This is a genomic window from Mycobacterium sp. NBC_00419, assembly GCF_036023875.1.
Lineage (GTDB): Bacteria > Actinomycetota > Actinomycetes > Mycobacteriales > Mycobacteriaceae > Mycobacterium.
The window spans coordinates 1,940,215-1,962,774 of sequence record NZ_CP107931.1 but is presented as its reverse complement, the minus strand read 5'-3'; the positions used below and the strand labels follow the sequence as shown (position 1 = coordinate 1,962,774).

Annotated in this window: 25 protein-coding genes and 1 riboswitch; of the genes, 13 read left to right on the top strand and 12 right to left on the bottom strand. The window is 68.4% G+C overall.

What is annotated here, in order from left to right; translation table 11 throughout:
• Positions 1-57: 57 nt before the first annotated feature.
• Positions 58-1,707, bottom strand: coding sequence for a DNA repair helicase XPB (locus OG976_RS09120; protein ID WP_328360831.1), 1,650 nt, complete (start codon positions 1,705-1,707; stop codon positions 58-60).
• Positions 1,708-1,733: 26 nt separating this feature from the next.
• A complete protein-coding gene (locus OG976_RS09115; protein WP_328360828.1) occupies positions 1,734-3,992 on the bottom strand; it encodes a helicase-associated domain-containing protein in 2,259 nt (752 codons plus the stop codon).
• A gap of 65 nt (positions 3,993-4,057) precedes the next feature.
• Here OG976_RS09115 and OG976_RS09110 point away from each other — a divergent pair, with 65 nt between their 5' ends.
• From OG976_RS09110 to OG976_RS09095, 4 genes are read left to right on the top strand one after another with little or no spacing between them, the layout of a single operon-like run.
• Complete coding sequence (locus OG976_RS09110) at positions 4,058-4,243, top strand: hypothetical protein (RefSeq protein WP_328360825.1); 186 nt, start codon at positions 4,058-4,060, stop codon at positions 4,241-4,243.
• 59 nt (positions 4,244-4,302) lie between these two features.
• Entirely contained in the window at positions 4,303-4,734 is a 432-nt protein-coding gene (moaC, locus tag OG976_RS09105) for a cyclic pyranopterin monophosphate synthase MoaC (RefSeq protein ID WP_328363327.1), read from the top strand.
• Positions 4,731-5,210 (top strand): MogA/MoaB family molybdenum cofactor biosynthesis protein, encoded by a 480-nt coding sequence (locus OG976_RS09100; RefSeq protein WP_328360822.1) that lies wholly within the window; start codon positions 4,731-4,733, stop codon positions 5,208-5,210. Before moaC ends, OG976_RS09100 begins: the two co-directional genes overlap by 4 nt.
• A complete protein-coding gene (locus OG976_RS09095; RefSeq protein ID WP_328360819.1) occupies positions 5,207-5,632 on the top strand; it encodes a molybdenum cofactor biosynthesis protein MoaE in 426 nt (141 codons plus the stop codon). Before OG976_RS09100 ends, OG976_RS09095 begins: the two co-directional genes overlap by 4 nt.
• A gap of 4 nt (positions 5,633-5,636) precedes the next feature.
• On the opposite strand, the gene OG976_RS09090 is transcribed toward OG976_RS09095, so the two are convergent.
• The 4 genes from OG976_RS09090 to OG976_RS09075 all read right to left on the bottom strand — a co-directional run bounded on the left by OG976_RS09090 (position 5,637) and on the right by OG976_RS09075 (position 8,988).
• Positions 5,637-6,821, bottom strand: coding sequence for a transglycosylase family protein (locus OG976_RS09090; protein WP_328360816.1), 1,185 nt, complete (start codon positions 6,819-6,821; stop codon positions 5,637-5,639).
• Positions 6,822-6,830: 9 nt separating this feature from the next.
• Positions 6,831-7,013, bottom strand: a riboswitch (cyclic di-AMP (ydaO/yuaA leader).
• 250 nt (positions 7,014-7,263) lie between these two features.
• A complete protein-coding gene (locus OG976_RS09085) occupies positions 7,264-7,533 on the bottom strand; it encodes a MoaD/ThiS family protein (protein WP_328360813.1) in 270 nt (89 codons plus the stop codon).
• 1 nt (position 7,534) lies between these two features.
• Positions 7,535-8,599 (bottom strand): GTP 3',8-cyclase MoaA, encoded by a 1,065-nt coding sequence (gene moaA / locus OG976_RS09080; RefSeq protein ID WP_328360811.1) that lies wholly within the window; start codon positions 8,597-8,599, stop codon positions 7,535-7,537.
• Positions 8,596-8,988, bottom strand: coding sequence for a YccF domain-containing protein (locus OG976_RS09075; protein WP_328360809.1), 393 nt, complete (start codon positions 8,986-8,988; stop codon positions 8,596-8,598). The genes moaA and OG976_RS09075 overlap by 4 nt, the downstream gene beginning before the upstream one ends.
• A 145-nt stretch (positions 8,989-9,133) precedes the next feature.
• Between OG976_RS09075 and OG976_RS09070 the strand changes: the two genes are divergently transcribed.
• Positions 9,134-9,544, top strand: coding sequence for a cold-shock protein (locus OG976_RS09070; protein WP_328363324.1), 411 nt, complete (start codon positions 9,134-9,136; stop codon positions 9,542-9,544).
• A gap of 40 nt (positions 9,545-9,584) precedes the next feature.
• Positions 9,585-10,589 (top strand): glutathione S-transferase family protein, encoded by a 1,005-nt coding sequence (locus OG976_RS09065; RefSeq protein ID WP_328360807.1) that lies wholly within the window; start codon positions 9,585-9,587, stop codon positions 10,587-10,589.
• Here the strand turns inward: OG976_RS09065 and OG976_RS09060 are convergent.
• Both OG976_RS09060 and OG976_RS09055 read right to left on the bottom strand, forming a co-directional pair.
• The gene (locus OG976_RS09060) at positions 10,586-11,077 is read right to left on the bottom strand and encodes a DUF2771 domain-containing protein (protein ID WP_328360805.1); all 492 of its coding nucleotides are present in this window, start codon (positions 11,075-11,077) and stop codon (positions 10,586-10,588) included. The genes OG976_RS09065 and OG976_RS09060 overlap by 4 nt on opposite strands.
• Positions 11,074-12,678 carry an MFS transporter gene (locus OG976_RS09055; protein WP_328363321.1) on the bottom strand — a complete coding sequence of 535 codons (1,605 nt, stop codon included), beginning with the start codon at positions 12,676-12,678 and terminating at the stop codon, positions 11,074-11,076. Before OG976_RS09055 ends, OG976_RS09060 begins: the two co-directional genes overlap by 4 nt.
• 181 nt (positions 12,679-12,859) lie before the next feature.
• On the opposite strand from OG976_RS09055, the gene OG976_RS09050 reads away from it, so the two are divergent.
• On the top strand, positions 12,860-13,807 hold the full coding sequence (locus tag OG976_RS09050) for a DUF3027 domain-containing protein (protein WP_328360803.1): 948 nt from the start codon (positions 12,860-12,862) through the stop codon (positions 13,805-13,807).
• Here the strand turns inward: OG976_RS09050 and OG976_RS09045 are convergent.
• The gene (locus OG976_RS09045; RefSeq protein WP_328360800.1) at positions 13,804-14,256 is read right to left on the bottom strand and encodes an SRPBCC family protein; all 453 of its coding nucleotides are present in this window, start codon (positions 14,254-14,256) and stop codon (positions 13,804-13,806) included. The genes OG976_RS09050 and OG976_RS09045 overlap by 4 nt on opposite strands.
• A 37-nt stretch (positions 14,257-14,293) precedes the next feature.
• A complete protein-coding gene (locus OG976_RS09040; protein WP_328360797.1) occupies positions 14,294-14,584 on the bottom strand; it encodes a DUF2530 domain-containing protein in 291 nt (96 codons plus the stop codon).
• 98 nt (positions 14,585-14,682) lie between these two features.
• Here OG976_RS09040 and OG976_RS09035 point away from each other — a divergent pair, with 98 nt between their 5' ends.
• From OG976_RS09035 to OG976_RS09025, 3 genes are read left to right on the top strand one after another with little or no spacing between them, the layout of a single operon-like run.
• Positions 14,683-15,114, top strand: coding sequence for a MarR family winged helix-turn-helix transcriptional regulator (locus OG976_RS09035; protein WP_328360794.1), 432 nt, complete (start codon positions 14,683-14,685; stop codon positions 15,112-15,114).
• Entirely contained in the window at positions 15,111-15,947 is an 837-nt protein-coding gene (locus OG976_RS09030; RefSeq protein ID WP_328360791.1) for a TrmH family RNA methyltransferase, read from the top strand. The genes OG976_RS09035 and OG976_RS09030 overlap by 4 nt, the downstream gene beginning before the upstream one ends.
• Positions 15,948-15,978: 31 nt before the next feature.
• Positions 15,979-16,248, top strand: a complete 270-nt coding sequence (locus tag OG976_RS09025) for a DUF2537 domain-containing protein (protein WP_328360788.1) — start codon at positions 15,979-15,981, stop codon at positions 16,246-16,248.
• Between the two features lie 3 nt (positions 16,249-16,251).
• Here OG976_RS09025 and sepH read toward each other — a convergent pair whose 3' ends face one another.
• On the bottom strand, positions 16,252-17,028 hold the full coding sequence (gene sepH, locus OG976_RS09020; RefSeq protein ID WP_328360785.1) for a septation protein SepH: 777 nt from the start codon (positions 17,026-17,028) through the stop codon (positions 16,252-16,254).
• A gap of 77 nt (positions 17,029-17,105) precedes the next feature.
• On the bottom strand, positions 17,106-18,224 hold the full coding sequence (gene serC / locus OG976_RS09015) for a phosphoserine transaminase (RefSeq protein ID WP_328360782.1): 1,119 nt from the start codon (positions 18,222-18,224) through the stop codon (positions 17,106-17,108).
• Positions 18,225-18,364: 140 nt separating this feature from the next.
• On the opposite strand from serC, the gene OG976_RS09010 reads away from it, so the two are divergent.
• From OG976_RS09010 to OG976_RS09000, 3 genes are all read left to right on the top strand, one after another.
• Entirely contained in the window at positions 18,365-19,381 is a 1,017-nt protein-coding gene (locus OG976_RS09010; RefSeq protein ID WP_328360779.1) for an AurF N-oxygenase family protein, read from the top strand.
• Positions 19,382-19,398: 17 nt separating this feature from the next.
• Positions 19,399-21,084 (top strand): FAD-dependent oxidoreductase, encoded by a 1,686-nt coding sequence (locus OG976_RS09005; RefSeq protein WP_328360776.1) that lies wholly within the window; start codon positions 19,399-19,401, stop codon positions 21,082-21,084.
• Positions 21,085-21,212: 128 nt separating this feature from the next.
• Positions 21,213-22,550 carry an MFS transporter gene (locus tag OG976_RS09000; protein ID WP_328360774.1) on the top strand — a complete coding sequence of 446 codons (1,338 nt, stop codon included), beginning with the start codon at positions 21,213-21,215 and terminating at the stop codon, positions 22,548-22,550.
• Positions 22,551-22,560 lie beyond the last annotated feature (10 nt).

The following is a 22,560-nucleotide window of genomic DNA, read 5'->3' as shown; positions in this document are numbered from 1 at the left end:
TGTGGCGAAGACTAACGCGTCCCCGGTCGATTCGTCGTGGGTGACCCGAGACTGTGCTCAGATGGCGGGACCCAGCAGGTCGTCAGCGTCCCTGATGACGTAGCCGTAGCCCTGCTCGGCCAGGAAGCGCTGCCGGTGTGCGGCGTACTCGGCGTCGAGGCTGTCACGGGATACTACGGAGTAGAACACCGCGCCGCCGCCGTCGTGCTTGGGGCGCAACAGCCGGCCGAGTCGCTGCGCTTCCTCCTGGCGCGAGCCGAACGTTCCCGAAACCTGGACGGCCACCGAAGCTTCCGGTAGGTCGATGGAGAAGTTGGCCACCTTGGAGACCACCAGGGTGCGGACCTCGCCGCGCCGGAATGCGTCGAAGAGCGCCTCGCGCTCGGCGTTCTTCGTCGACCCCTGGATCACCGGCGCGTCCAGCTCGGCCCCCAACTCGTCGAGCTGGTCGAGGTAGGCGCCGATCACCAACGTCGGCTCGTGGGGATGGCGGGCCAGGATCGACTTGACCACGGCGATCTTCGAGCGCGCCGTCGAGCACAACTTGTAGCGCTCGTCGGGTTCGGCGACCGCGTAGAGCATCCGCTCGTTGTCGGTCATCGTCACCCGGACCTCGATGCATTCCGCGGGAGCGATCCAGCCCTGCGCCTCGATGTCCTTCCACGGTGCGTCGTAGCGCTTCGGGCCGATCAGGCTGAAGACGTCGCCTTCGCGGCCGTCCTCCCGGATCAGGGTGGCCGTGAGGCCGAGCCGGCGCCGGGACTGCAGATCGGCCGTCATCCGGAACACCGGGGCGGGCAGCAGATGCACCTCGTCGTAGATGATCAGCCCCCAGTCGCGGCTGTCGAACAACTCCAGATGCCGGTACTCGCCCTTGGTGCGGCGGGTGATCACCTGGTAGGTGGCGATGGTGACCGGGCGGATCTCCTTGCGCTCACCGGAGTATTCGCCGATCTCCTCCTCGGTGAGCGAGGTCCTGGCGATCAGCTCGCGCTTCCACTGCCGTCCGGCCACGGTATTGGTGACCAGGATCAGGGTGGTCGCACCCGCCTTGGCCATCGCCGCGGCACCGACCAACGTCTTGCCCGCACCGCACGGCAGGACCACGACCCCCGAGCCGCCGGCCCAGAACGAGTCGACCGCCATCTCCTGGTAGTCGCGAAGTTCCCAGTCGTCCTGTTCGAGGCTGATCGGGTGTGCTTCACCGTTGACGTATCCGGCGAGGTCCTCGGCAGGCCAGCCGATCTTGAGCAGCATCTGCTTGACCCGGCCGCGCTCGCTCGGGTGCACGACGACCGTGTCGTCGTCGAGGCGGGCGCCCAGCATGGGCGCGATCTTCTTGTTGCGCAGAACCTCTTCGAGCACCGCGCGGTCGAAACTGACCAGTGTCAGCCCGTGCGCGGGGTGTTTGACCAGCTGCAGACGGCCGTAGCGGGCCATCGTGTCGACGATGTCGACCAGCAGTGGCTGCGGTACGGCGTAGCGGGAGAAGCTGACCAGCGCGTCGACCACCTGCTCTGCGTCGTGGCCCGCGGCGCGCGCATTCCACAAGGCCAGCGGGGTGATGCGATAGGTGTGGATGTGCTCGGGAGCGCGCTCCAGTTCGGCGAACGGGGCGATCGCGGCCCGGGCCGCCCCGGCCTGCTCGTGGTCTACCTCGAGCAGGACGGTCTTATCGGACTGCACGATCAATGGGCCGTCAGTCATGCGGCGCCGTGGTTGTCATAGCTCCATTATCCGGCGTCGGCTGACATCACCGACGTGACCCGATGCACAGCGAACTCGCGCGGCCGGCCCTGGGTCTCGTCCCAGGCCACCAACTGGCCGCCGTTGACCCCCAGTGGCCGCACCACCCGCTGGGTCGCAACCCCGGCGGCGTCGACGTAGCCGATCACCACATCCTTGTGTTCGACGGCTGCCTGCTGCAGCAGCGCCATCGCCACCGCCGGGTCCAGGCGCACATTGGCAAACGGCAGGGAGTCCACCCTTCGCAACATCGCGACCACCGCCGCCAGGGTCTCCCCGCTGGGCTTCGGCAGCGACCGGAACGCCCGGCGCTGCTGCGGCGCGGGCACCCGGGCACCGCGCTGACGGATGTCCACGATCGCGCCGGTGGAGTCCTCCGCGGCGGGGACGAAGCCCGCCGCACGCAACCCGGCCAGTACCTCGCCGATCGGTGCCTGCGACACCGCAACCGTCGGCGCCAGCAGCCGCACTTCGAGGTGTTCCAGAGCCGGAGAGGCCACCGCGCTGGCCAGTAGTGCGGGGTCCTCGCATCGGAGGAACGACGATGCCATCCCCACCCGCAACTGGCCGTGCCGACGGGCCACATCGTTGATCAGGTAGGTAAGTCCTTGTGGGACAGGTGTTTTGGAATACTTCTCGAAGAACGTGTGCAGTGCGCCCGCGGTGCGCCCGGTATCGAGCGCATGCCGGATCGACTGTTCGCTGACCCGGTAGACCATCGCCGCACCCGCCGACTCCACCGTGGCCACCGCCGCCAGTTCGTCGGCCAGATCGCGTTGCAGCGGTCCCGGGACCACCACGGTCAGGTCCGCCTGCACCAGGAAGTGGTCGATCGGTGCGGGCAGCGCCTTGGTCATCGCTGCGACGGCGGCCGGTTCGCCCTCGCCCAGCAGTGCCCGCGCCGGTGTGCTCAAGGCGCCGCGGCCGACCAGGCCCAGCGAGTGGGCCTCGTCGAGCAGGTGTGCGACCGGGTCGGGTTGCAGGCGGGCGGCCCACCGTGGCCGCCGCCAGATCAGCGCCTGCGAGACGTGGCCAGCGTCGACACCGGCGCCCGGCGGCAGCTCGGCGAGCACGCCGAGCAGAAGCCGGCGATCCAGCGGTGCGGCGGTGGAGTACAGCGAATCCGACAGTGCGGCATAGGGTTTGCCGTCCTGTCCTCGGCTGCCGATCAGGCCGGGACGGGCCGGCAGGTCCAGCCAGGTGCTGGCCAACAGATACCAGCGCGCCGCGCTCGGGGTTTCCAGGAAGCGGTCGGCAGCCACCGTCGGGGCCCAGTACAGACCCGCGGAGTCCGGCGGCTCGGGATCCGGGGTGCCGCTGGCGATGAGCCCGGCCGCTGCGGACAGCTCGAGAATCAGGCCCAGCCGCGCCTCGTCGATACCGGTGAGCTTGGTCAGCCGTTTGGCTTCACGCACGCCCAACCCGCCGCTGCGCAGTTCGGGAACCGGCGCGGCCGACAGTGTTTCCAGGACCAGTTCGATCTCACGGACCAGGTCCAGGACGGCACCGGCCGCGGACGCGTCGGCGTCGGCGGCCGTGGTGGTGGTGACCACGGGGTCCGGCGCCACCAGATGCAGCGGTCCGGGCTGCTCGCCGCGCAGCACCTGGCCGACCTGGCGCGGCAGGATCACGGTCTCCTCGTCGATCTGGCGCAGCAACCCGGCGGCCAGCAGCCGAGGCACCGGGCGGTCCGGTGGCGCGCCCGGGGCGGCGTCACGGGTGCGGCCGATCGGCGAGCCGGCCACCAGCCGGTCCAACAGATCGCGCTGTGGCTCGTCGAGTCCGTCGAGGGCGGCGCCGATGTCGGCGGGGGATCGGGCGGTGTCTTCGAGGATGACCTGTCCGGGATACCAGGGCAGGCCCGCCGAAGCCTCCGGGGAGACCCGCACCGCGGCATCACCCCACACCAGCGCGCGCTCCCGCAAGTCGTCGAGCGTGGCCAGCACGTCCGGCTCGGCGGCCCGCGCGCCGATCAGGGCGACCAGCTTGGTCACCGGCACCGCCGCGGCATCGGCATGCAGCACGAGCAAGGCGTCGAGAACCGCGAGGTGCAGGAAGTCCAACTCGTCGGTGGCAGCCTTCACCGACTGACGGGCCGCAGCGCGGGCAGCCAGCGCTGCGATGCTGCCCGGTGCCGGTTGCGCGAGGTCCGGACGCAGCTCCAACAGGCGGATCACCCGCTCGTCGGACAGCCCGGCCAGCCAGGCGCCCAGCGGCGGGGCTGCCGGAGCGGAAGGTTCTGTCATTGGTGACCAGCCTAAATCAGGTGGCTATGTGCACACCCCGGCGTCAGGAGTGTCAGAATGGTGCCGTGGCTGAGAAGACCAAAACCAGGTATGTCGACAACGGCTGGCCGACGCGGGACCCCGAGGACCACGCAGTGAGCGAATTGGCTGCCGACCGGGTGGGTGCGTTGTCCCCGTTCGGCGACACCACATTCCCGCTGCCTGCCTCTGACCTGCCCTACCTGCACCCGGTCACAGTCGTCAACCGATAGCGGTGACCAGCGGACCGCAGCGCCGCCTCTCGCACCTCGACGAGCGCGGTGCGGCGCACATGGTCGACGTCACCGCGAAGGCCGCCACCGCCCGCACGGCGGTGGCAGCAGGCACCGTTCACACCACCGCTGAAGTGATCTCGCTGATTACCGCAGGCGGATTGCCCAAGGGCGATGCGCTTGCCACCGCACGGGTGGCCGGCATCCTGGCCGCCAAGCGCACCAGTGACCTCATCCCGCTGTGCCACCCGCTGGCCCTGACCGGCATCGACGTCGACTTCTCGATCGGCGACAGCGAGATCGGGCTGACCGCCTCGGTGCGCACCACCGACCGCACCGGCGTGGAGATGGAGGCGCTGACCGCTGTCAGCGTCGCCGCGCTCACGATTTTCGACATGATCAAGGCCGTCGACCCGGCCGCGCGCCTCGACGACATCCGGGTGCTGCGCAAGGACGGCGGCAAGACGGGCGTCTGGACACCCACGACGTGAGTCGCCGCGCACGCGTCGTCATCGCCTCCACCCGGGCCGCAACCGGGGTCTACGAAGACCGCTGCGGACCCATCGTCGTCGACTGGCTTGCCGGACGCGGATACGAGGTTCCGGCCGCCGTCGTCGTCGTCGACGGCAGCGCCGTCGGTGACGCGTTGCGGGCGGCGATCGCCGACGGTGTCGACGTCGTGATCACCTCGGGTGGCACCGGGATATCGCCGACGGACGCCACCCCTGAGGCCACCGTGGGCGTACTCGACTATCAGATTCCCGGCCTGGCCGACGCGATCCGGCGGTCCGGGTTGCCCAAGGTGCCGACATCGATCCTGTCCCGCGGGGTGTGCGGGGTGGCCGGACGCACCCTGGTGGTCAACCTGCCGGGGTCGACAGGCGGTGTGCGCGATGGGCTTTCGGTGCTCGCGGACGTCCTCGATCACGCGCTCGACCAACTGGCCGGAGGAGACCACAGCCGATGACACGCATTCTGCGGGCGGCCCTTGTCGACGGACCGATCTCGCTGACCGAACACGAGGAACTCGTCGCCCACGACGCGGCGGGCGCGGTCGTCGCGTTCTCCGGCGTGGTCCGCAATCACGATGGTGGCCGAAACGTGGTGCGGCTGGAGTACTCGGCACATCCGCTGGCCGAACAGACACTGTTCGAGGTGCTCGCCGAGGTGGCGGCCACGGCCACCGGCGTGCGCGCGATCGCGGCCAGCCATCGGATCGGCAGCCTGCACATCGGTGACGCCGCCCTGGTGGCTGCCGTGGCGGCAGATCACCGGGGGGCGGCGTTCGCGACGTGCTCGTTGCTCGTCGACACCATCAAGGAGCGGCTACCGGTGTGGAAGCACCAGTTCTTCGCCGACGGAACCGACGAATGGGTGAACTCGGCCTGAAGCCCTACTGACCCGGGGCGGGCTCGACCGGGGCCGGGGCGGCCGGGGCGAGAATCGGAGCGTTCGGATCAGCCGGCGCGGTGCCCATGTTGGGATCGTTGGTCACCGGCGTGGTCATCGGGCGCTGCGCCAAGCCCAGCAGTGCGTCGCCGCCGCTGATCTGCTGGGTCTGGACCGCGTGCCACAGCTCTTTGAGGTATGACACGTTCGGACCCTGCTGCGGGCCGGTCGGCTCGGCGGTGGTTCCCGGCGGCGGGTTGTCCGGGCTCGACAGGTGCTGGACACCGTCGGGCAGCTGGATCGTCCCATCGGCGGCCGGCGCAGCGGCGACGACGTTGGTGCCGCCGGCCGGTGGCGCGGCAGGATCAGCGGGCGCGGGTACCGGTGTGGCCGGCAGCACCGGCGGAACGGCCGGATCGGCCGGCGCGGGAGCCTGCGGCAGGGCGTGGAACGACGCGGCCTGGACGACGATGGTCTGCTCGTCGGGGTTCGCGGGGGCCTGCGGGGCGGGAGTCTGCAGAGCGGTGTTGATGACTGGCTCTGCGGCGATTGCATCGGGAGCCGGCGCAATCTGCTCCTGGGCCACCTCGACGATGTCGAGCTGGGGGGCCGGTGCCGGTGCTTCGGGAGCCGGGGCCTCGAGGACGGGCGCTTCCGGAGCGGGAGCGGGGGCCTCGGGGGCGGGAACGGGAGCTTCGGGCAGCGGTGCGTCCAGCGCGACGGCATCGACAGGAGCGTCGGGCAGCGGTGCGTCGAGCGGCGCGGCCGGGGCCGGGGCCGGGGCCGGGGCTTCGGGCGCCGGCTCATTCACCACGTTGCGAGGCGTGGCACCGGACAGGCCGCGACCGCAGACCGGCCATGCGCCCTTGCCCTGGGTGGCCAGCACCTGCTCGGCGACGGCGATCTGCTCGTCCTTGGAGGCCATGTAGGCCACCGGCGCGTACTGGGTGCCACCGTGGGAGGCCCAGGTGCCGGGGGAGAACTGCAGGCCACCGTGGTAACCGTTGCCGGTATTGATGGCCCAGTTGCCGCCGGACTCGCAGCGCGCTACCTGATCCCATTCACTGTCGGGGGCCGCTTGGGCCTGGCCGGCAAGCGCAATGCTGCCGCCGCCGATGACGGCTCCGGTGAAGGCGATCTTGGCGACGCTGATGGACGAGGAGGTGGGCTTACGATGCCGTCCACTCATAGGTCGGTTTAATCCTCTCTACAACGCCTGCGAGGTCAGCTGTCGGGTTCGGGCTGGAGAGGTTGCCCGGCCGTGCCGTTCCGGGTGGAACGACGTCGGCTTCACCCCAAGGAGCCGCTGGCGGCTCCGGGTCCGATCTCGGTGGACCGGTTGGGTCCCCCGCCCCCATCCATGGGTTCTCGTTGGTCTCTCCGCTCCTTGGATGGAGTTTGGCGCTAGGAGCGGAAAGGGCCTGCCCTGGTTGAGGGGGCTGACCTGTTGAGTGACGGTAATGGCTGCAGAGAGAGTCGTCACCTTTTGCAAAAACTGGCGTTTCTGCTAGCGGCAAATCTTAAAAGACCTCTAAATGCCCAAGACATCCGGACGTTGTCCCTGGTAAACCTGGCGACCCACCACGCCTTGGCCATCTCGTGACCTGATCGTTATGTGACGCAAATCACGATCATCCGCCGGCAAACGGGGGTAATACGTCCACTATCTGGCCAGATCGCAGGTTGACCGCCCGATCTCGGACCGCAACCCCGTCGCACAGGTACGAGCACCGCTGTAACACACGTGCTAATTCGTCACTGCGGCAACACAGTTCACTGACCACATCGGCCACAGTGGCACCGGCAGTCAAGGTCAGCTCATCGGTGTCCGTCCCGGCGGCTGCCCGCGCCGCGGCAAAGAAACGAACCGTCACCTCGACTGGTTCGGATACCTCAGCCATCTCACCCGCCGATCGCACTCATCGGGCGCTGGGGCTGCACGAAGTCGGGGTCGTTGATGCCGTGGCCGGCCGCCTTGCGCCACATTGCGGCGCGCCAAGCCTGCTCCAGTGCGTCGTCGTCGGCGCCGTTACGCAGCAACGCGCGCAGGTCGGTCTCCTCGGCGGCGAACAGGCAGCTGCGGACCTGACCGTCGGCGGTGAGCCGCGTCCGATCACACGCCGAGCAGAAGGCGTGCGACACCGACGCGATGACGCCCACGGTGGCCGGGCCGCCGTCGACCTGCCACAGCTGGGCGGGCGCGGACCCGCGCGGTGCGGGGTCCGGGGTCAGGTCGAACCGTGCGGCCAGGGCCGCGAAGATCTGGTCGGCGGTCAGGGTTGTATCGCGTCGCCAGCTGTGGCCGGCGTCCAGCGGCATCTGCTCGATGATGCGCAGCTGGTATCCAAACCGAAGGCAGTAGGTCAGCAGTTGCACGGCGTCGTCGAGACCCGATACCGGGTCCAGGACGGCGTTGACCTTCACCGGCCGCAGTCCGGCGGCTGCCGCGGCGGCCAGCCCGTCGAGCACATCGGTGAGGCGGTCGCGGCGGGTGATGGCGGAGAACCGCTCGGCGTCGACGGTGTCGAGCGAGACGTTGACCCGGTCCAGTCCGGCGGCGGCGAGGCCTTCGGCGCGGCGGGCCAGCCCGACGCCGTTGGTGGTCAGTGCGATCTCCGGGCGCGGGCGTAGCGCCGCGGTGGCGGCCACGATGTCCTCGAGGCCTTTGTAAAGCAGGGGTTCGCCGCCGGTGAAGCGGATGTTGGTGATGCCGAGCCTGCCGACTGCCACGGCGAGCAGCCGGGTCAACTCGTCGCGGGTGAGTAGATCGTCACCGGGCAGCCAGTCCAGCCCCTCGGCGGGCATGCAATAGGTACAGCGCAGATTGCATCGATCGGTCAGCGATACCCGCAGGTCGGTGGCCACCCGGCCGAACGTGTCGACCAGCGGCCCCGCGACCGGCCTGCCCTCGGCGGGAGCGGCGTCGTCGCGGCGTACCGAGGGCAGGCCGAGCATGGTGTCGGTCATGCGGCCGCCTGCACCTGGTCGACGGGCACGATCTCCTTGCCGAGCGGCACCAGCGACACCGGAACGAGTTTGAGGTTCGCCAAGGCCAGCGGGATACCCACGATCGTGATTGCCATCGCGGCCGCACTGACGATGTGGCCGATCGCCAGCCACAGGCCGAACAGCAGGATCCAGATGACGTTGCCGATGAGTGCGCCAGGCCGCGGGCCGGGTTTCTCGACGATGGTCCGGCCGAACGGCCACAGCGCGTAGGAGGCGATCCGCAGCGCGGCGAACCCGAACGGAATGGTGATGATCAGGAGGAAGCAGACCACCGCGGCGAGTGCGTAACCGAGAGCCAACCACAGCCCGCCGAACAGCAGCCAGATGATGTTCAGGACTAGGCGCATGTCTCCTCCAGGGGTTTGGCCAGCCTACCGAACTAAACGGGGATGCTCGGTCGACTGTTCCCCGAGTAGGATCACCGACACGCGTCCTGCACCCGCGGGACGCTTCATGTTGTCACGGACCCGTTAGACAGAGCAGGTGAGACCAGTGCCGACCGGCAAGGTGAAGTGGTACGACGCCGAGAAGGGTTTCGGTTTCCTCTCCCAGGAGGAGGGCGAAGACGTCTACGTGCGTGCCTCGGCGCTCCCAGAAGGCGTCGAAGGTCTCAAGCCCGGCCAGAAGGTGGAGTTCGGGGTGGCCTCCGGTCGTCGCGGTCCGCAGGCGTTGAGCGTCAAGCTGATTGACCCGCCGCCGAGCATCACCCGCACCCGTCGCGAGGCCGCTGTCGTCGAGCGCAAGCACTCGCCGGACGAACTGCACGGCATGGTCGAGGACATGATCACGCTGCTGGAAGGCGTCGTACAGCCTGAGCTGCGCAAGGGGCGATACCCCGACCGCAAGGTGGCCCGCCGGGTCTCCGAGGTGGTCAAGGCGGTCGCGAGCGAGCTCGACGCGTAGCGGGTCTGTTCGTTCGCCGATTTTGGGGAACACTGGTCGTGTGGGTGCCTACGTAGCCGGCGGCGGCGAATTCAAGCGCGATACCAACTACATCACCACGCGGATCACCGCGGACGGGGCCGACGGCTATCCCGTTGAGGCGGGCCGGTACCGGCTGATCGTCGCCCGCGCGTGCCCGTGGGCCAATCGGACGATCATCGTGCGCCGCCTGTTGGGCCTCGAGGATGCGCTGTCGATCGGCTTCTGCGGGCCCACGCACGACGAGCGCAGCTGGACGTTCGACCTCGATCCCGGCGGGGTGGATCCGGTGCTGAAGATTCCGCGGCTGCAGGATGCGTACTTCGCCCGCGACCCTCAGTATCCGAAGGGCATCACGGTGCCGGCGATCGTCGAAATCGCGACCGGCAAGGTGGTCACGAACGACTTTGCGCAGATGACGCTCGACTTCGCAGGCGAGTGGACCGCCCACCACCGCGACGGTGCCCCGCAGCTGTACCCCGAACCGCTGCGCGCCGAGATCGACGAGGTGGCCCAGCGCATCTACACCGAGGTCAACAACGGCGTCTACCGCTGTGGTTTCGCCGGCTCACAAGGCGCCTACGACAAGGCCTATGACCGGTTGTTCACCACATTGGACTGGCTCTCCGAGCGGCTGGCCGACCGGCGATACCTGGTGGGCGACACCATCACCGAGGCCGACGTGCGGTTGTTCACCACGTTGGCCCGCTTCGACCCGGTCTATCACGGCCACTTCAAATGCAACCGCGCCAAGCTCGCCGAGATGCCGGTGCTCTGGGCTTATGCCCGCGACCTGTTCCAGACGCCCGGCTTCGGCGACACCACCGACTTCGCCCAGATCAAGCAGCACTACTACATCGTGCACGCCGACATCAATCCCACCCGGATTGTCCCGAAGGGGCCTGAGCTGTCGAACTGGCTCACATCACACGGGCGAGAGGCCCTGGGCGGCAGGCCTTTCGGCGACGGCACACCGCCGGGGCCGACCCGCGAGGGTGAACGGGTACCCGACCAGTTCGCGGGCTAGCGCCACGCCAGGCGCACGGACCATTCCGCGTGCGGGACATCGCGTAGTTGACCTTGCGGGTCCGTCACCAGCGTGAGCAGCTGTACCACGATTCCGGTCAGTTTGCCGCGTTGCGGATCCACCGTCGGAATGGTCACGGCCAGAGTGGAATTGGGCCGAAAGACGGTTGTGGTCGAGTTGTCCTCGTCTTCGTAGACCTTCAGCAGCCGCCACGGTGCCCGGCCGATCGTGGTGGGCACCGACAGCTGAACGGGATAGCGCTCGTCAACGGCCAGGTCCCCCTGGGTCTTCGGGTTCTGGCACTCGTTGAGGTTCGTCACATTGCAGTAAACGTAGGGCCCGACGCGTATCGAGTTCCCGTGCGAGTAGGCACTGACCTCAGGCAGTGCCTCGTGGGTGCCGCGGGTCAGCAGCCACGCGCCGATACCCGCACCGGCCGACACCAGGACCACCGCGACGACGAGAACCCAACGAAGCCAACGTCTCACCGGTTGGTCACCGCCGACTTACCTTCCTGTTCGGCCAAGACCGGGCGGTTACCACCGAAGCCCGGTATCAGCGAGGCACCGCGATTGCTGACCACGGTCTGGGCCAGTCCGAGGATCAACAGCGCACTGATCGCGGTGAACCCGACCCACAGTTCGGTATACACCAGCACCCCGAGCGCCCCACCCATCACCCACGCAAGCTGCAGCACCGACTCGGACCTGCCGAACGCCGAGGCGCGGGACTCCTCGGGCAGGTCGTCCTGCAACGAGGCATCCAGTGAAGCCTTGGCGATCGCGCTGGAACCCGAGGTGACCAGTGTGGCGAACGCCGCGACGATCAGGCTGCCGGTCACCGCCGCGGCCAGCGCCACCACCGTGACCGCGATCGCGGCGCGTACCACCAGAAGCGCGGGCCGCCCCAGCCGCAGGCGGGCCGCAGCGAAATTACCCGCGAAGTTACCGATGCCGGCCGCTGCCCCGATGGTGCCCAGGATGCCCAGCTGCACCCAACCGCTGGCCTGGTGCGCCTTGGCCACGAACGCGGGATACAGAAACAGGAACCCGACCATCGCCTTGATCGTGCAGTTGCCCCACAGCGAGGTGATGATGTTGCGGCCCAACGGCTGTCGCGGCGAGCTGATGGGCTCGGTCACGGCCTCGCCGGGCCATCCGCCCAGTGGGCCGCTGCGGCCGTGATAGGTCAGTGTGGTGGGCACCTCGCCCTCGGTCACCTCGACCCAGCGCGGAATCCGCATCGACAACGACGCTCCGGCAAGGGTGACGAACACGACCACGAACAACGCACCCGGCAGCCCGAACAGCGTGGTGAAGGTGTACTCGACGCCGGCGGCGATGCCGCCGCCCACGATGGTGCCGCCGATCAAGCCGAACACGGTCAACCGCGAATTGACCCGAACCAGGTCGATGGTCGGTGGCATTACCCGCGGCGTCACGGCACTGCGCAGCACGCTGAATGACTTGGACAGCACCATCATTCCCAGCGCGCAGGGATAGAGGACCCAGGACGGGTAGCTGCCCGCCGCGCCGTCGTAGTTCATGATCAACACGATCGCCAGCACCGTGCGCAGCATGAACGACATCGCCAGCGCGGCGCGGCGTCCGTGCTGCACCCGGTCGAGCGCCGGGCCGATCAGCGGCGCGATCACCGCGAACGGCGCGATCGTGATGAGCAGGTACAGGGCCACCTTGCCCTTGCTCTCACCCGAGGCGGCCGCGAAGAACAACGTATTGGCCAACGCCACGGCCATCGCCGAGTCGACCGCGAAGTTCGCCATCACCGGCCACGTCAGTGCGGTCAGGCCGGACTTGTCCGCACCGTCGGCGGTGGCCGCGCGGTGGACCATCGAGTACATCCGCTCGCCCATTTCGCGGCTGCGCATGGCCGCCGCCCGGGTGACCGTGATGCGCTCGCCGGCGCCGTCACCGACGCCCCTGGAGCGCGGCGGCATCTCGGACCCGGCGTCGTGGACCCGTTCGGAGTCCAGCGGCGGCAGGTACCGGTTGGCGCTCGGCGTCGGATCCGGGCGGCGTCTGGAGGCGCTGGCGTAGCCGGCACCCTCGTCGCTGGGGTAGTTGGCCATGCCCGGATGCTCGCCGGTTCCGGCGGCCGGATAGCGGCGCACGGGACCGGTCACCGGTTCCGCGCTCGGGTGGTCGCGCCGCCTTCCAGACACGTCACGATTCTCCCCCATCCCGCCGTGGTCGGACGCAGACGCGACCGGTGTGGCTGTACCAAGCGGTCGTGAGGCAAGATTGGTGTCGATGGACAGCCAGATCGACTCCGCAGAATCCGCGGCTCCGCTCCACCGGGGCGAGCCGTCCGAAGCGGTCGCCGCCGTATTGGACGGCGCCATGGACCTGGCTCGTCAGGCGATTATCGAATTCAGTGGCGAAACGGTCGGGGAGTACCTGGGCGTCGCCCACGAGGACGAGACCGCCGCCACACACCGATTCTTGGCGAACATGCCGGGCTATCAGGGCTGGCAGTGGGCGGTGGTGGTGGCTGCCTATCCGGGCGCCGATCACGCCACGGTCAGTGAAGTCGTGCTGGTCCCCGGACCGACCGCGCTACTCGCGCCGGCCTGGGTGCCCTGGGAGGACCGGGTCAGGCCGGGCGACCTGAGCCCCGGTGATCTGCTTGCTCCGCCGGTCAACGACCTGAGGCTGGCGCCCGGCTACACCGCGACCGGTGACCCCCTCATCGACGACACCGCTGTCGAGATCGGCTTCGGCCGCCGGCAGGTACTCAGTGCCTTCGGCAGGGACCTGGCCGCCCAGCGCTGGCACGACGGCGATCATGGGCCCGACGCGCCGATGGCGCGGTCGACCAAGCGCGCCTGCCGGGACTGCGGTTTCATGATTCGGCTCGACGGTGCGCTCGGCGTGATGTTCGGGGTGTGCTGCAACGAGCTGGCCGCCGATGGCCACGTGGTCGACTTCGAGTACGGCTGCGGCGCGCATTCCGATACTCCGCCGGCGCCCGGCACTGGTTCACCGATGTTCGACCCGTTCGACGACGGGGTGCTCGATGTGGTTGAGCGGCCCGCCGAGGAGACGCCAGAGACGCCGCCTGTCGACGAAACGCCTGTCGACGAAACGCCGATCGACGAAGCGCCGGTCGACGAAGTGCCTGTCGACGAAGCGCAGGTCGAGACCGCCGAGGCGATCGACGAGCCGGAGCAGGCCGACCAGGCGGTCCTCGCCGACTAACCTTCGGCGGCCGCCTTGATGCGGGCCAGCGAGGTGTTCATCCCGGCCACGAGTTCCTTCTCGAAGCCCGGCACGCCCCCCAGCACGGCATTGACGGTCATCGTCGAGATCGCCTTGACGCCGTTCTCGGCGTGCCGGGTCTCCACCACCCGAGTGCCCGTCGCGGTGGGCTCGAGCTCATAGCTCCACACGGTGTTGTTGGCGTTGACCCGGAAGGCGAGCTTGCGTTCCGGGATCACCTCGGTGATGGTCGACGTCGTCGGCCAGAACAGGTTGTTGCGCCGGTTCAGGTTCAGTGTGCGTGTGCCGGGCCGTAGCGGACCGAGCGACCTCATCACCCGGCACTGCGGGCTCCACTTGGGCATGTTGCCCAAGTCGGAGATCAGGTTCCACACCGTGTTCACCGGCGCGTTGATCTCGATCTCTGCTTGCAACAGTGGCGCTGCCATGATGATGTCTCCTTGCTGTCACGCGATGGTGGTCGGTCTACGGTCGGCGCGGTTCGATACCCGTCTGTGCCCCCCTGGCGCCGCGCCGGGCGGCCGCGCGCTGCCAGAGGAAGATCGAGGTGCCGATGACGGCGACGCCGAGACCGGCCACGGTAATCGGTCGCCACGTCTGCAGGGCGGGAACCGCGAACGCGGCGATCGTCGCCAGCGCCCACAGGATCGCCCCGGTGACGATGACGGGCCAGGGGTCGAGCAGACCCGGCGGTAGTGCCGGCGGCTCGGGGTCGGCCACCGGCGCCGGGTTGGGCTCGCGCGGATCGGAAGGCATTGCGGTCCAAACTAACCGATCGGGTGGCCGGTAAGGTGCCCAGATCGATTACGCGCAGGTTGAGAGGTTTCGGGGCTGTTGTGTCGTATGTTTGCGATGTGAAGGATGGGGATGTGCGGCTGGCCGGTGATCTGTCCCTGGCTGTCGTCCGTCTGGCCCGGCAACTCCGCTTCCGGCGGGTCGAGTCGACGGTCACGCTGTCCCAACTGTCCGCGCTGACCACCCTGGCGAAGCAGGGTGCGATGACACCCGGTGCGCTCGCCGCGCGCGAGCGGGTCCGGCCTCCATCGATGACCCGCATCGTCGGAACGCTGACCGAGCTGGGCCTGGTCGAGCGCACCGCGCATCCGGCCGACGGCCGCCAGGTCCTTGTCGCCGTCTCGCCGATCGGAGCGGAGCTGGTCGACAGCGAACGCCGGGCCAGTCAGGAGTGGCTGGGCAAGCGGCTGGCCACCCTGGCCGCCGACGACCGCGACACTCTGCTGCGCGCGGCGGATCTGATGACCACGCTCGTCGACGAAGACGCGTGAGCGACAAGGGTTTCGGCGCGTTCGACGTCATCGACATCACAGATCCCGCCGACCCGAGGGTCGACGATTTCCGTGACCTCAACAGCATCGACCGCAGACCCGACCTGCCAACCGGTAAGGGCCTGGTGATCGCCGAGGGTGTTCTGGTCGCCCAGCGCATGCTGGCGTCGCGCTTTTGCCCGCACGCGTTCCTGGGCACCGAGCGCCGCCTCGCCGAGCTGGCCGGCGATCTGGCCGGTGTGGGTGTCCCGTACTACCGGGCCAGTGCCGAGGTGATGGCCGAGGTGGTGGGTTTTCACCTCAACCGCGGTGTCCTGGGAGCCGCCCGCCGAGCACCCGAGCTGACGGTCGGCGACGTCGTCGAGGGGGCTCGCACGGTGGCCGTCCTGGAGGGCGTCAACGACCACGAGAACCTCGGCTCGATCTTTCGCAATGCGGCCGGGCTTGGTGTCGACGCGGTCCTCTTCGGAACGGGCTGTGCCGACCCGCTCTACCGACGCGCCGTGCGGGTGTCGATGGGCCATGCGCTGCTGGTGCCCTTCGCCAAGGCCCAGCACTGGCCCGCCGACCTCAATGACCTACGGCAGCAAGGGTTTCGGCTGCTGGCCATGACCCCCAACCCGCAGGCGCAGACGTTGGGCACTGCGATGGACGAGCTGGTGGGGCAGAAGGTCGCGGTGCTCGTCGGCGCCGAAGGGCCGGGGCTGACCGAAACAGCGATGCGGGCCAGTGATGTGCGGGTGCGCATCCCGATGTCGAGGGGCACCGATTCGCTCAATGTGGCCACGGCCGCCGCGTTGGCGTTCTACGAGCGGGTCAGGTCGGCCGGATAAGCTTCTGCCGACTCGGCGAAGGAGGCCAGCCATGACCGAAGAGTCGACCCCGTGGGGCACCGGGCTGACCGTCGCCGCGTTCGTCGCAGCGATCGTGGGCGCGGCGATCGTCGTCCTGAGCCTTGGGATGGTCCGCGTGCACCCGGCCGTGGCGGTCACGCTGAACCTGATCGCGGTCGGCGGGCTGGCGCCCACGCTGTGGGGCTGGCGTCAGATGCCGGTGCGACGGTGGTTCGTGCTGGGGGCCGCTGTGGGCGTGGCAGGCGGGTGGATCATCCTGCTTGCGCTCGCCGCGAGGTAGCGGTCAGCGCTGGCCGCTGGAGCGAACCCCGAGCAGAACGTCTTCCCAGGCCGGCACGGTGGGCTTGGCCTTCGTGCGCTTCGCGCGCACGGGCGGGACCGGCGGTGCGGGCTCGGTCTCGACAGGGGCCTGCTCCGGTTCCGGCTCATCGTCGAATTCCACCAGCGCGACCGGGGCGACTGGCCGCAACGTGCGCTCGAAGCTCGGGTCGATCAGTTCGCTGGCCGCGTCGTCGACCGCCGTCACGGTGCCGCCGTGCGCGCCGGGGGAGAAGCGGAAGTGGGCCACATTGTCGGAAAGGCCGGCCTGCCACTCCATCTGTACGGTCCAGCGGCCGTCGTCGTTGCGCCAGGCATCCCACGTGGTGGCTTCTGAGCTGAGGCCGCGGCCGGCCAGGGAAGCACTGATGGCTTCCAGCAGCGTCACGACCGCCGGACCGTCGGCCAGCACCGGATGGGCGGCGGTGGCCAGCTCGGCGGCGCGCTGGCGCTCCAGCAGAACGGGATGTGCAAAGCGCTCGATCTTGCTGACATCCATGCCCGATGCTTCGGCCAGCTGCTCGACGGAGGCACCCGCTCGAATGCGGGACTGAATATCTCTGGGACGCAACACGCCTTTGACCTCGATGTCCCTCAGGGTCTGACCCAACGACCGGTCGCCGCGCACGGCGGCACGCAGCCTGTCGTCAACTGGCAAGAGGAACTTGTCGGACGGGTCGCGACCTTCACAGATGATGGCTTTGCCGTCGACATCGAGTCCGATCACCTTGAGCTCACGCATGCCGACCTCCTTTGTCCGGACTCTAACGCGGCGTGCCGAAAATAACGGTTAGGACACGCTGGAGTTACGGCCCCGGGTCAGAGCCGCTCGACCACCCAGTCGACACACTGGGTCAGCGCACTGACGTCATCGGGTTCGACCGCGGGGAACATCGCGACCCGCAGCTGGTTGCGGCCCAGCTTGCGGTACGGCTCGGTGTCGACGATCCCGTTGGCCCGCAGGATCTTGGCGACGGCCGCGGCGTCGACGTCATCGGAGAAGTCGATGGTGCCCACCACCTGGCTCCGCAGCGCGGGATCCGCGACGAACGGGGTGGCGTACGACGACGCCTCGGCCCACGAATAGAGCCGCTGCGAGGAGTCGGCGGTGCGCTTGACCGCCCAGTCCAGGCCACCGTTGCCGTTCATCCAGTCGACCTGCTCGGCCATCAACACCAGCGTGCCGATCGCCGGGGTGTTGTAGGTCTGGTTCTTCAGGCTGTTGTCGACCGCGATCGGCAGCGACAGGAACTCCGGTACCCAGCGCCCCGAGGCGCCGATGGACTCGACGCGGGCCAGCGCGGCCGGTGACAGCAGTGCCAGCCACAGCCCACCGTCGCTGGCGAAGTTCTTCTGCGGCGCGAAGTAGTAGGCGTCGACGTCGTTGATGTCGACGGGCAGGCCGCCGGCTCCGGAGGTGGCATCGATGAGAACCAGGGCGTCGCCCGAACCGGCGGGGCGGGTGACGGGCAGGGCGACCCCGGTCGAGGTTTCGTTGTGCGCCCAGGCGATCGCGTCGACCGACGGATCGGAGGTCGGCTCGGGCGCGCTGCCAGCGTCGGCCTTGATCACGATCGGATCCCCGACGAACGGGTTGGCGGCCACCGCCGAGGCGAACTTGGCGGAGAACTCACCGTAGGTCAGGTGCAGCGACTTCTTGTTGATGAGGCCGAATGCGGCGGCATCCCAGAACGCGGTGGCCCCACCGTTGCCCAGGATCACCTCGTAGCCGTCGGGCAGGGAGAACAGCTCGCGCAGGCCGTCGCGAACCCGGCCGACCAGGTTCTTCACCGGCGCCTGCCGGTGCGAGGTTCCGAACAGGCCTGCCGCCGTGGTGGTCAGCGCCTGCAGTTGTTCGGGACGCACCTTGGACGGACCGCACCCGAAGCGGCCGTCGGCGGGCTTGAGGTTTTCCGGGATCGTGAGGTGGTCAGCCATGCCTCAAGCCTAGGAGTCGCCGGTGGGCCTGCGAAATCCAGGCGTTCAGCAAACCCTGGAACGGGTATAGACAGTTAGGCGGTACCTGCGGTACCGTCTGGACAACAAGCGGCCCTATGTAAACCTCTCGGGAGGACGTCATGGCTAGGACCAAGATCGTCAGGCGCTGGCGCAAGAACATGGATGTCGGCGACGACGCCGAGTATGTGGAGACGTTGGCCACCCTCTCCGAGGGGTCGGTCCGGCGTAACTTCAATCCGTACACCGACATTCACTGGGATTCACCGGAGTTCGCTGTCATCGACAACGACGAGCGCTGGATCCTGCCCGACTCCGACCCGCTGGGCCACCATCGGTGGTACCGCGCGCAGCCGGTCGCCAAGCAGATCGAGATCGGTAAGTGGCGCCAGGCCAACGTCGCCAAAGTGGGCCTGCACTTCGAGTCGATGCTGGTCCGCGGACTGATGAACTATGCGTTCTGGGTGCCCAACGGCTCCCCGGAGTACCGGTACTGCCTGCACGAATCGGTCGAAGAGTGCAACCACACCCTGATGTTCCAGGAGATGGTGAACCGCATCGGCGCCGACGTGCCCGGCATGCCGCGGCTGCTGCGCTGGCTGTCGCCGCTGGTGCCGCTGATCGCCGGTCCGTTGCCGATCCCGTTCTTCTTCGGGGTGCTCGCCGGCGAGGAACCGATCGACCACACCCAGAAGAACGTGTTGCGTGAAGGGAAGGCCCTGCATCCGATCATGGAGCGGGTCATGGCCATTCACGTCGCCGAGGAGGCGCGGCACATCTCGTTTGCTCACGAGTACCTGCGCAAGCGTCTGCCACATCTGCGGCGAACCCAGCGGTTCTGGCTGTCACTGAACGTGCCGATCATCATGCGGGTGCTGTGCCAGGCGATTCTCGTCCCGCCACGCAGTTTCTTCCGCGAGTTCGGCATTCCCCGCGAGGTGCGCAAGGAAGTGTTCTTCAAGTCTCCCGAGTCGCGACAGATGCTGCGGGACATGTTCGCCGACGTGCGGATGCTGTGCCACGACACCGGTTTGATGAATCCGCCAGCAAAGCTGATGTGGCGCATCTGCAAGATCGACGGTCCGCCGAGCAGGTTCCGCAGCGAGCCGCAGCGCGGGCACGTGGTCTCCGCCGCCTGAGGCGGCGCGGAACGCTCATGCCCCACGTCATCACCCAGTCGTGTTGCAGCGACGGGTCCTGTGTCTATGCCTGCCCGGTGAACTGCATCCATCCGAGTCCGGATGAGCCGGGTTTCGCCACCGCCGAGATGCTCTACATCGATCCGGTGGCCTGCGTCGACTGCGGCGCCTGCGTCAGCGCGTGTCCGGTCGGCGCCATCGCCGCCGACACCCGGCTGTCCGAACGTCAGCTGCCCTTCGTCGAACTCAACGCCGCGTTCTACCCGCCGCGGCCCGGCGATGAGAAGCTGCCGCCGACGTCCAAGCTGGCCCCGGTGCTGCCTGCCCCGGTGGTCCGGCGGGGCGCCGCGCCGCTGACCGTGGCGATCGTCGGGTCAGGACCGGCTGCGATGTACGCCGCCGACGAACTGCTCACCCAGCACGGGGTCGCGGTCAACGTCTTCGAGAAGCTGCCCACGCCCTACGGACTGGTGCGCGCCGGTGTAGCGCCGGACCACCAGAGCACCAAGGGTGTCACCGCGCTCTTCGACCGGATCAGCCGTCGGCGTGGGTTCACCTTCTTCCTCAATGTCGAAGTGGGAAAGCATCTTTCGCATGTCGAGCTGCTCGAGCACCACCATGCGGTGCTGTACGCGGTCGGTGCGCCTGACGACCGCAGGCTCGACATCCCGGGGATGGACCTGGCTGGTACCGGCACCGCGACCGAGACGGTGGCGTGGGTCAACGGCCATCCCGACTTCGCCGGGCGCGCCGTCGAGCTGAGCCACGAGCAGGCGGTGATCGTCGGCAACGGCAACGTCGCCCTGGACGTAGCCCGGATTCTGACCGCCGACCCGGATGCCTTGGCGCGCACCGACATCTCGGGTGCGGCACTGCAGGCGTTACGGGGCTCGGGGGTGCGTGAGGTCGTCATCGCCGCCCGGCGAGATCCCGCCGACTCCGCCTTCACCCTGCCGGAGCTGATCGGGCTGACGTCGGCCGCCGACGTGGTGCTCGGCGCCGAGGACCACGACCTCGTGCGGCGCGACCTCGCTACCGTCGACGACGCACTCACCGCGGCGAAACTGGAGATTCTGGCCAAGCTGCCGGTGGCCTCGGCCCCGGCCTCGCGGCCGCGAATCCGGTTGGCCTACCGGCTGACTCCGCACCGCGTCGTGGGTACCGATCGGGTGACGGGTATCGAGTTCCGCCGCACCGGAACCGAGGACACCGTCCATCTCGACGCGGGTCTGGTGCTCACGTCGATCGGCTATCGCGGCAAGCCTGTGCCGGGACTTCCGTTCGACAGCGCGGCGGGTGTGGTGCCCAATGACGGCGGCCGCGTTGTCGACCCGGACTCCGGCCGGCCGGTGCCCGGGTCGTATGTGGCCGGCTGGATCAAGCGCGGGCCCACCGGCTTCATCGGGACCAACAAGTCGTGCGCCATGCAGACCGTGTCGCGACTTGTCGAGGACTTCAACTCCGGGGTGCTCACCGATCCGGCCGGGCGGAGCAACACTGTGGCGCGGTTGGTCCGAACCCGGCGCCCCGAGGTCATCGACGCGGCCGGGTGGCAGGCGATCGACGACGCCGAGATCCGCCGCGGTCAGGCCGAGGGACGGCCACGCGCCAAGTTCACCGCGGTGGCCGACATGGTCGCGGTGGCGGCTGCGGCCCCGGCACCGTCGGTGGCCGCGCGGCTACTCGCCGGCCTGCGGCGCTGAGACGGGCGGCCCCTGTCTGCGGGTTGAACATCGATCGGCATGGGGATTCTCCTGTCGGTGAGAAGCTCACGCGCGATCCACAGCCCGCATTGAAGTACCGTTCGGGGCTTGATACAGGGAGGCCGACGATGACCACCACGACAATGTCGCGGTCGAGCGCCGCCGAGACCCGGCGGGCGATCTGGAACACGATCCGGGGGTCGTCGGGCAACCTGGTCGAGTGGTACGACGTCTACGTCTACACGGTCTTCGCAACGTATTTCGAGGGCCAGTTCTTCGACGAGTCCGAGAAGAACTCGACGGTTTACGTGTACGCGATATTCGCGATCACCTTCGTGATGCGGCCCGTCGGGGCGTGGTTCTTCGGCCGGTTCGCCGACCGGCGGGGCCGGCGGGCGGCGCTGACGGTGAGCGTGTCGCTGATGGCGCTGTGCTCGCTGGTGATTGCGCTGGTGCCGTCGCAGACGCTGATCGGAATGGCGGCGCCGATCATCCTGATCGTGACCCGGCTGGTTCAGGGTTTCGCGACCGGCGGTGAATACGGCACATCGGCGACCTACATGTCGGAAGCGGCGACCCGGGAGCGGCGCGGGTTCTTCTCGTCGTTCCAGTACGTGACGCTGGTCGGTGGGCACGTGCTGGCGCAGTTCACGCTGCTGATCCTGCAGTCGGTCCTCACCGATGAGCAGTTGCGTGAATTCGGTTGGCGCATCGCGTTTGCCGTGGGCGGCGTGGCGGCGGTGGTGGTGTTCTGGCTACGCCGCACGATGGACGAGTCACTGTCCCCGGAGGTCATCGAGGCCACCAAGGAGGGAAAGGACCGTGCGGCGGGATCGATGCGAGCGCTGTTCACCCACTACTGGCGGCCACTGCTGCTGTGTTTCCTGATCACGCTGGGTGGGACCGTGGCTTTCTACACCTACAGCGTCAACGCGCCGGCGATCGTCAAAACCGCCTACAAGGGCGAGGGCATGACGGCGACATGGATCAACCTGAGCGGGCTGATCTTGTTGATGTTGCTGCAGCCGGTGGGCGGGCTCATCAGCGACCGGATCGGGCGTAAGCCGATGCTCGTGTTCTTCGGTATCGGCGGCGTGGTGTGGACCTATGTGCTCATCACTTTTCTGCCTGAGACACGCTCGCCACTGGCATCTTTCGCGCTAGTTGCGGTGAGCTATGTGATCCTGACGGGATACACGTCGATCAACGCGCTGGTGAAGTCGGAGCTGTTTCCGGCGCAGCTACGCGCACTCGGGGTGGGGGTCGGCTATGCGCTGGCGAACTCGATCTTCGGTGGGACGGCGCCGCTGATCTACCAGGCGGCCAAGGCGCAGGGCCAGGTGCCGCTGTTCATCGGATATGTGACGGTCTGCATCGCTGTGTCGCTGGTGATCTACGTCTTCTGCCTGCGCAACAAGGCTGATACGTATCTGGATCGAGAGCGGGGCTCGGCATTCGGGTCGTGAGCGGCTGCGC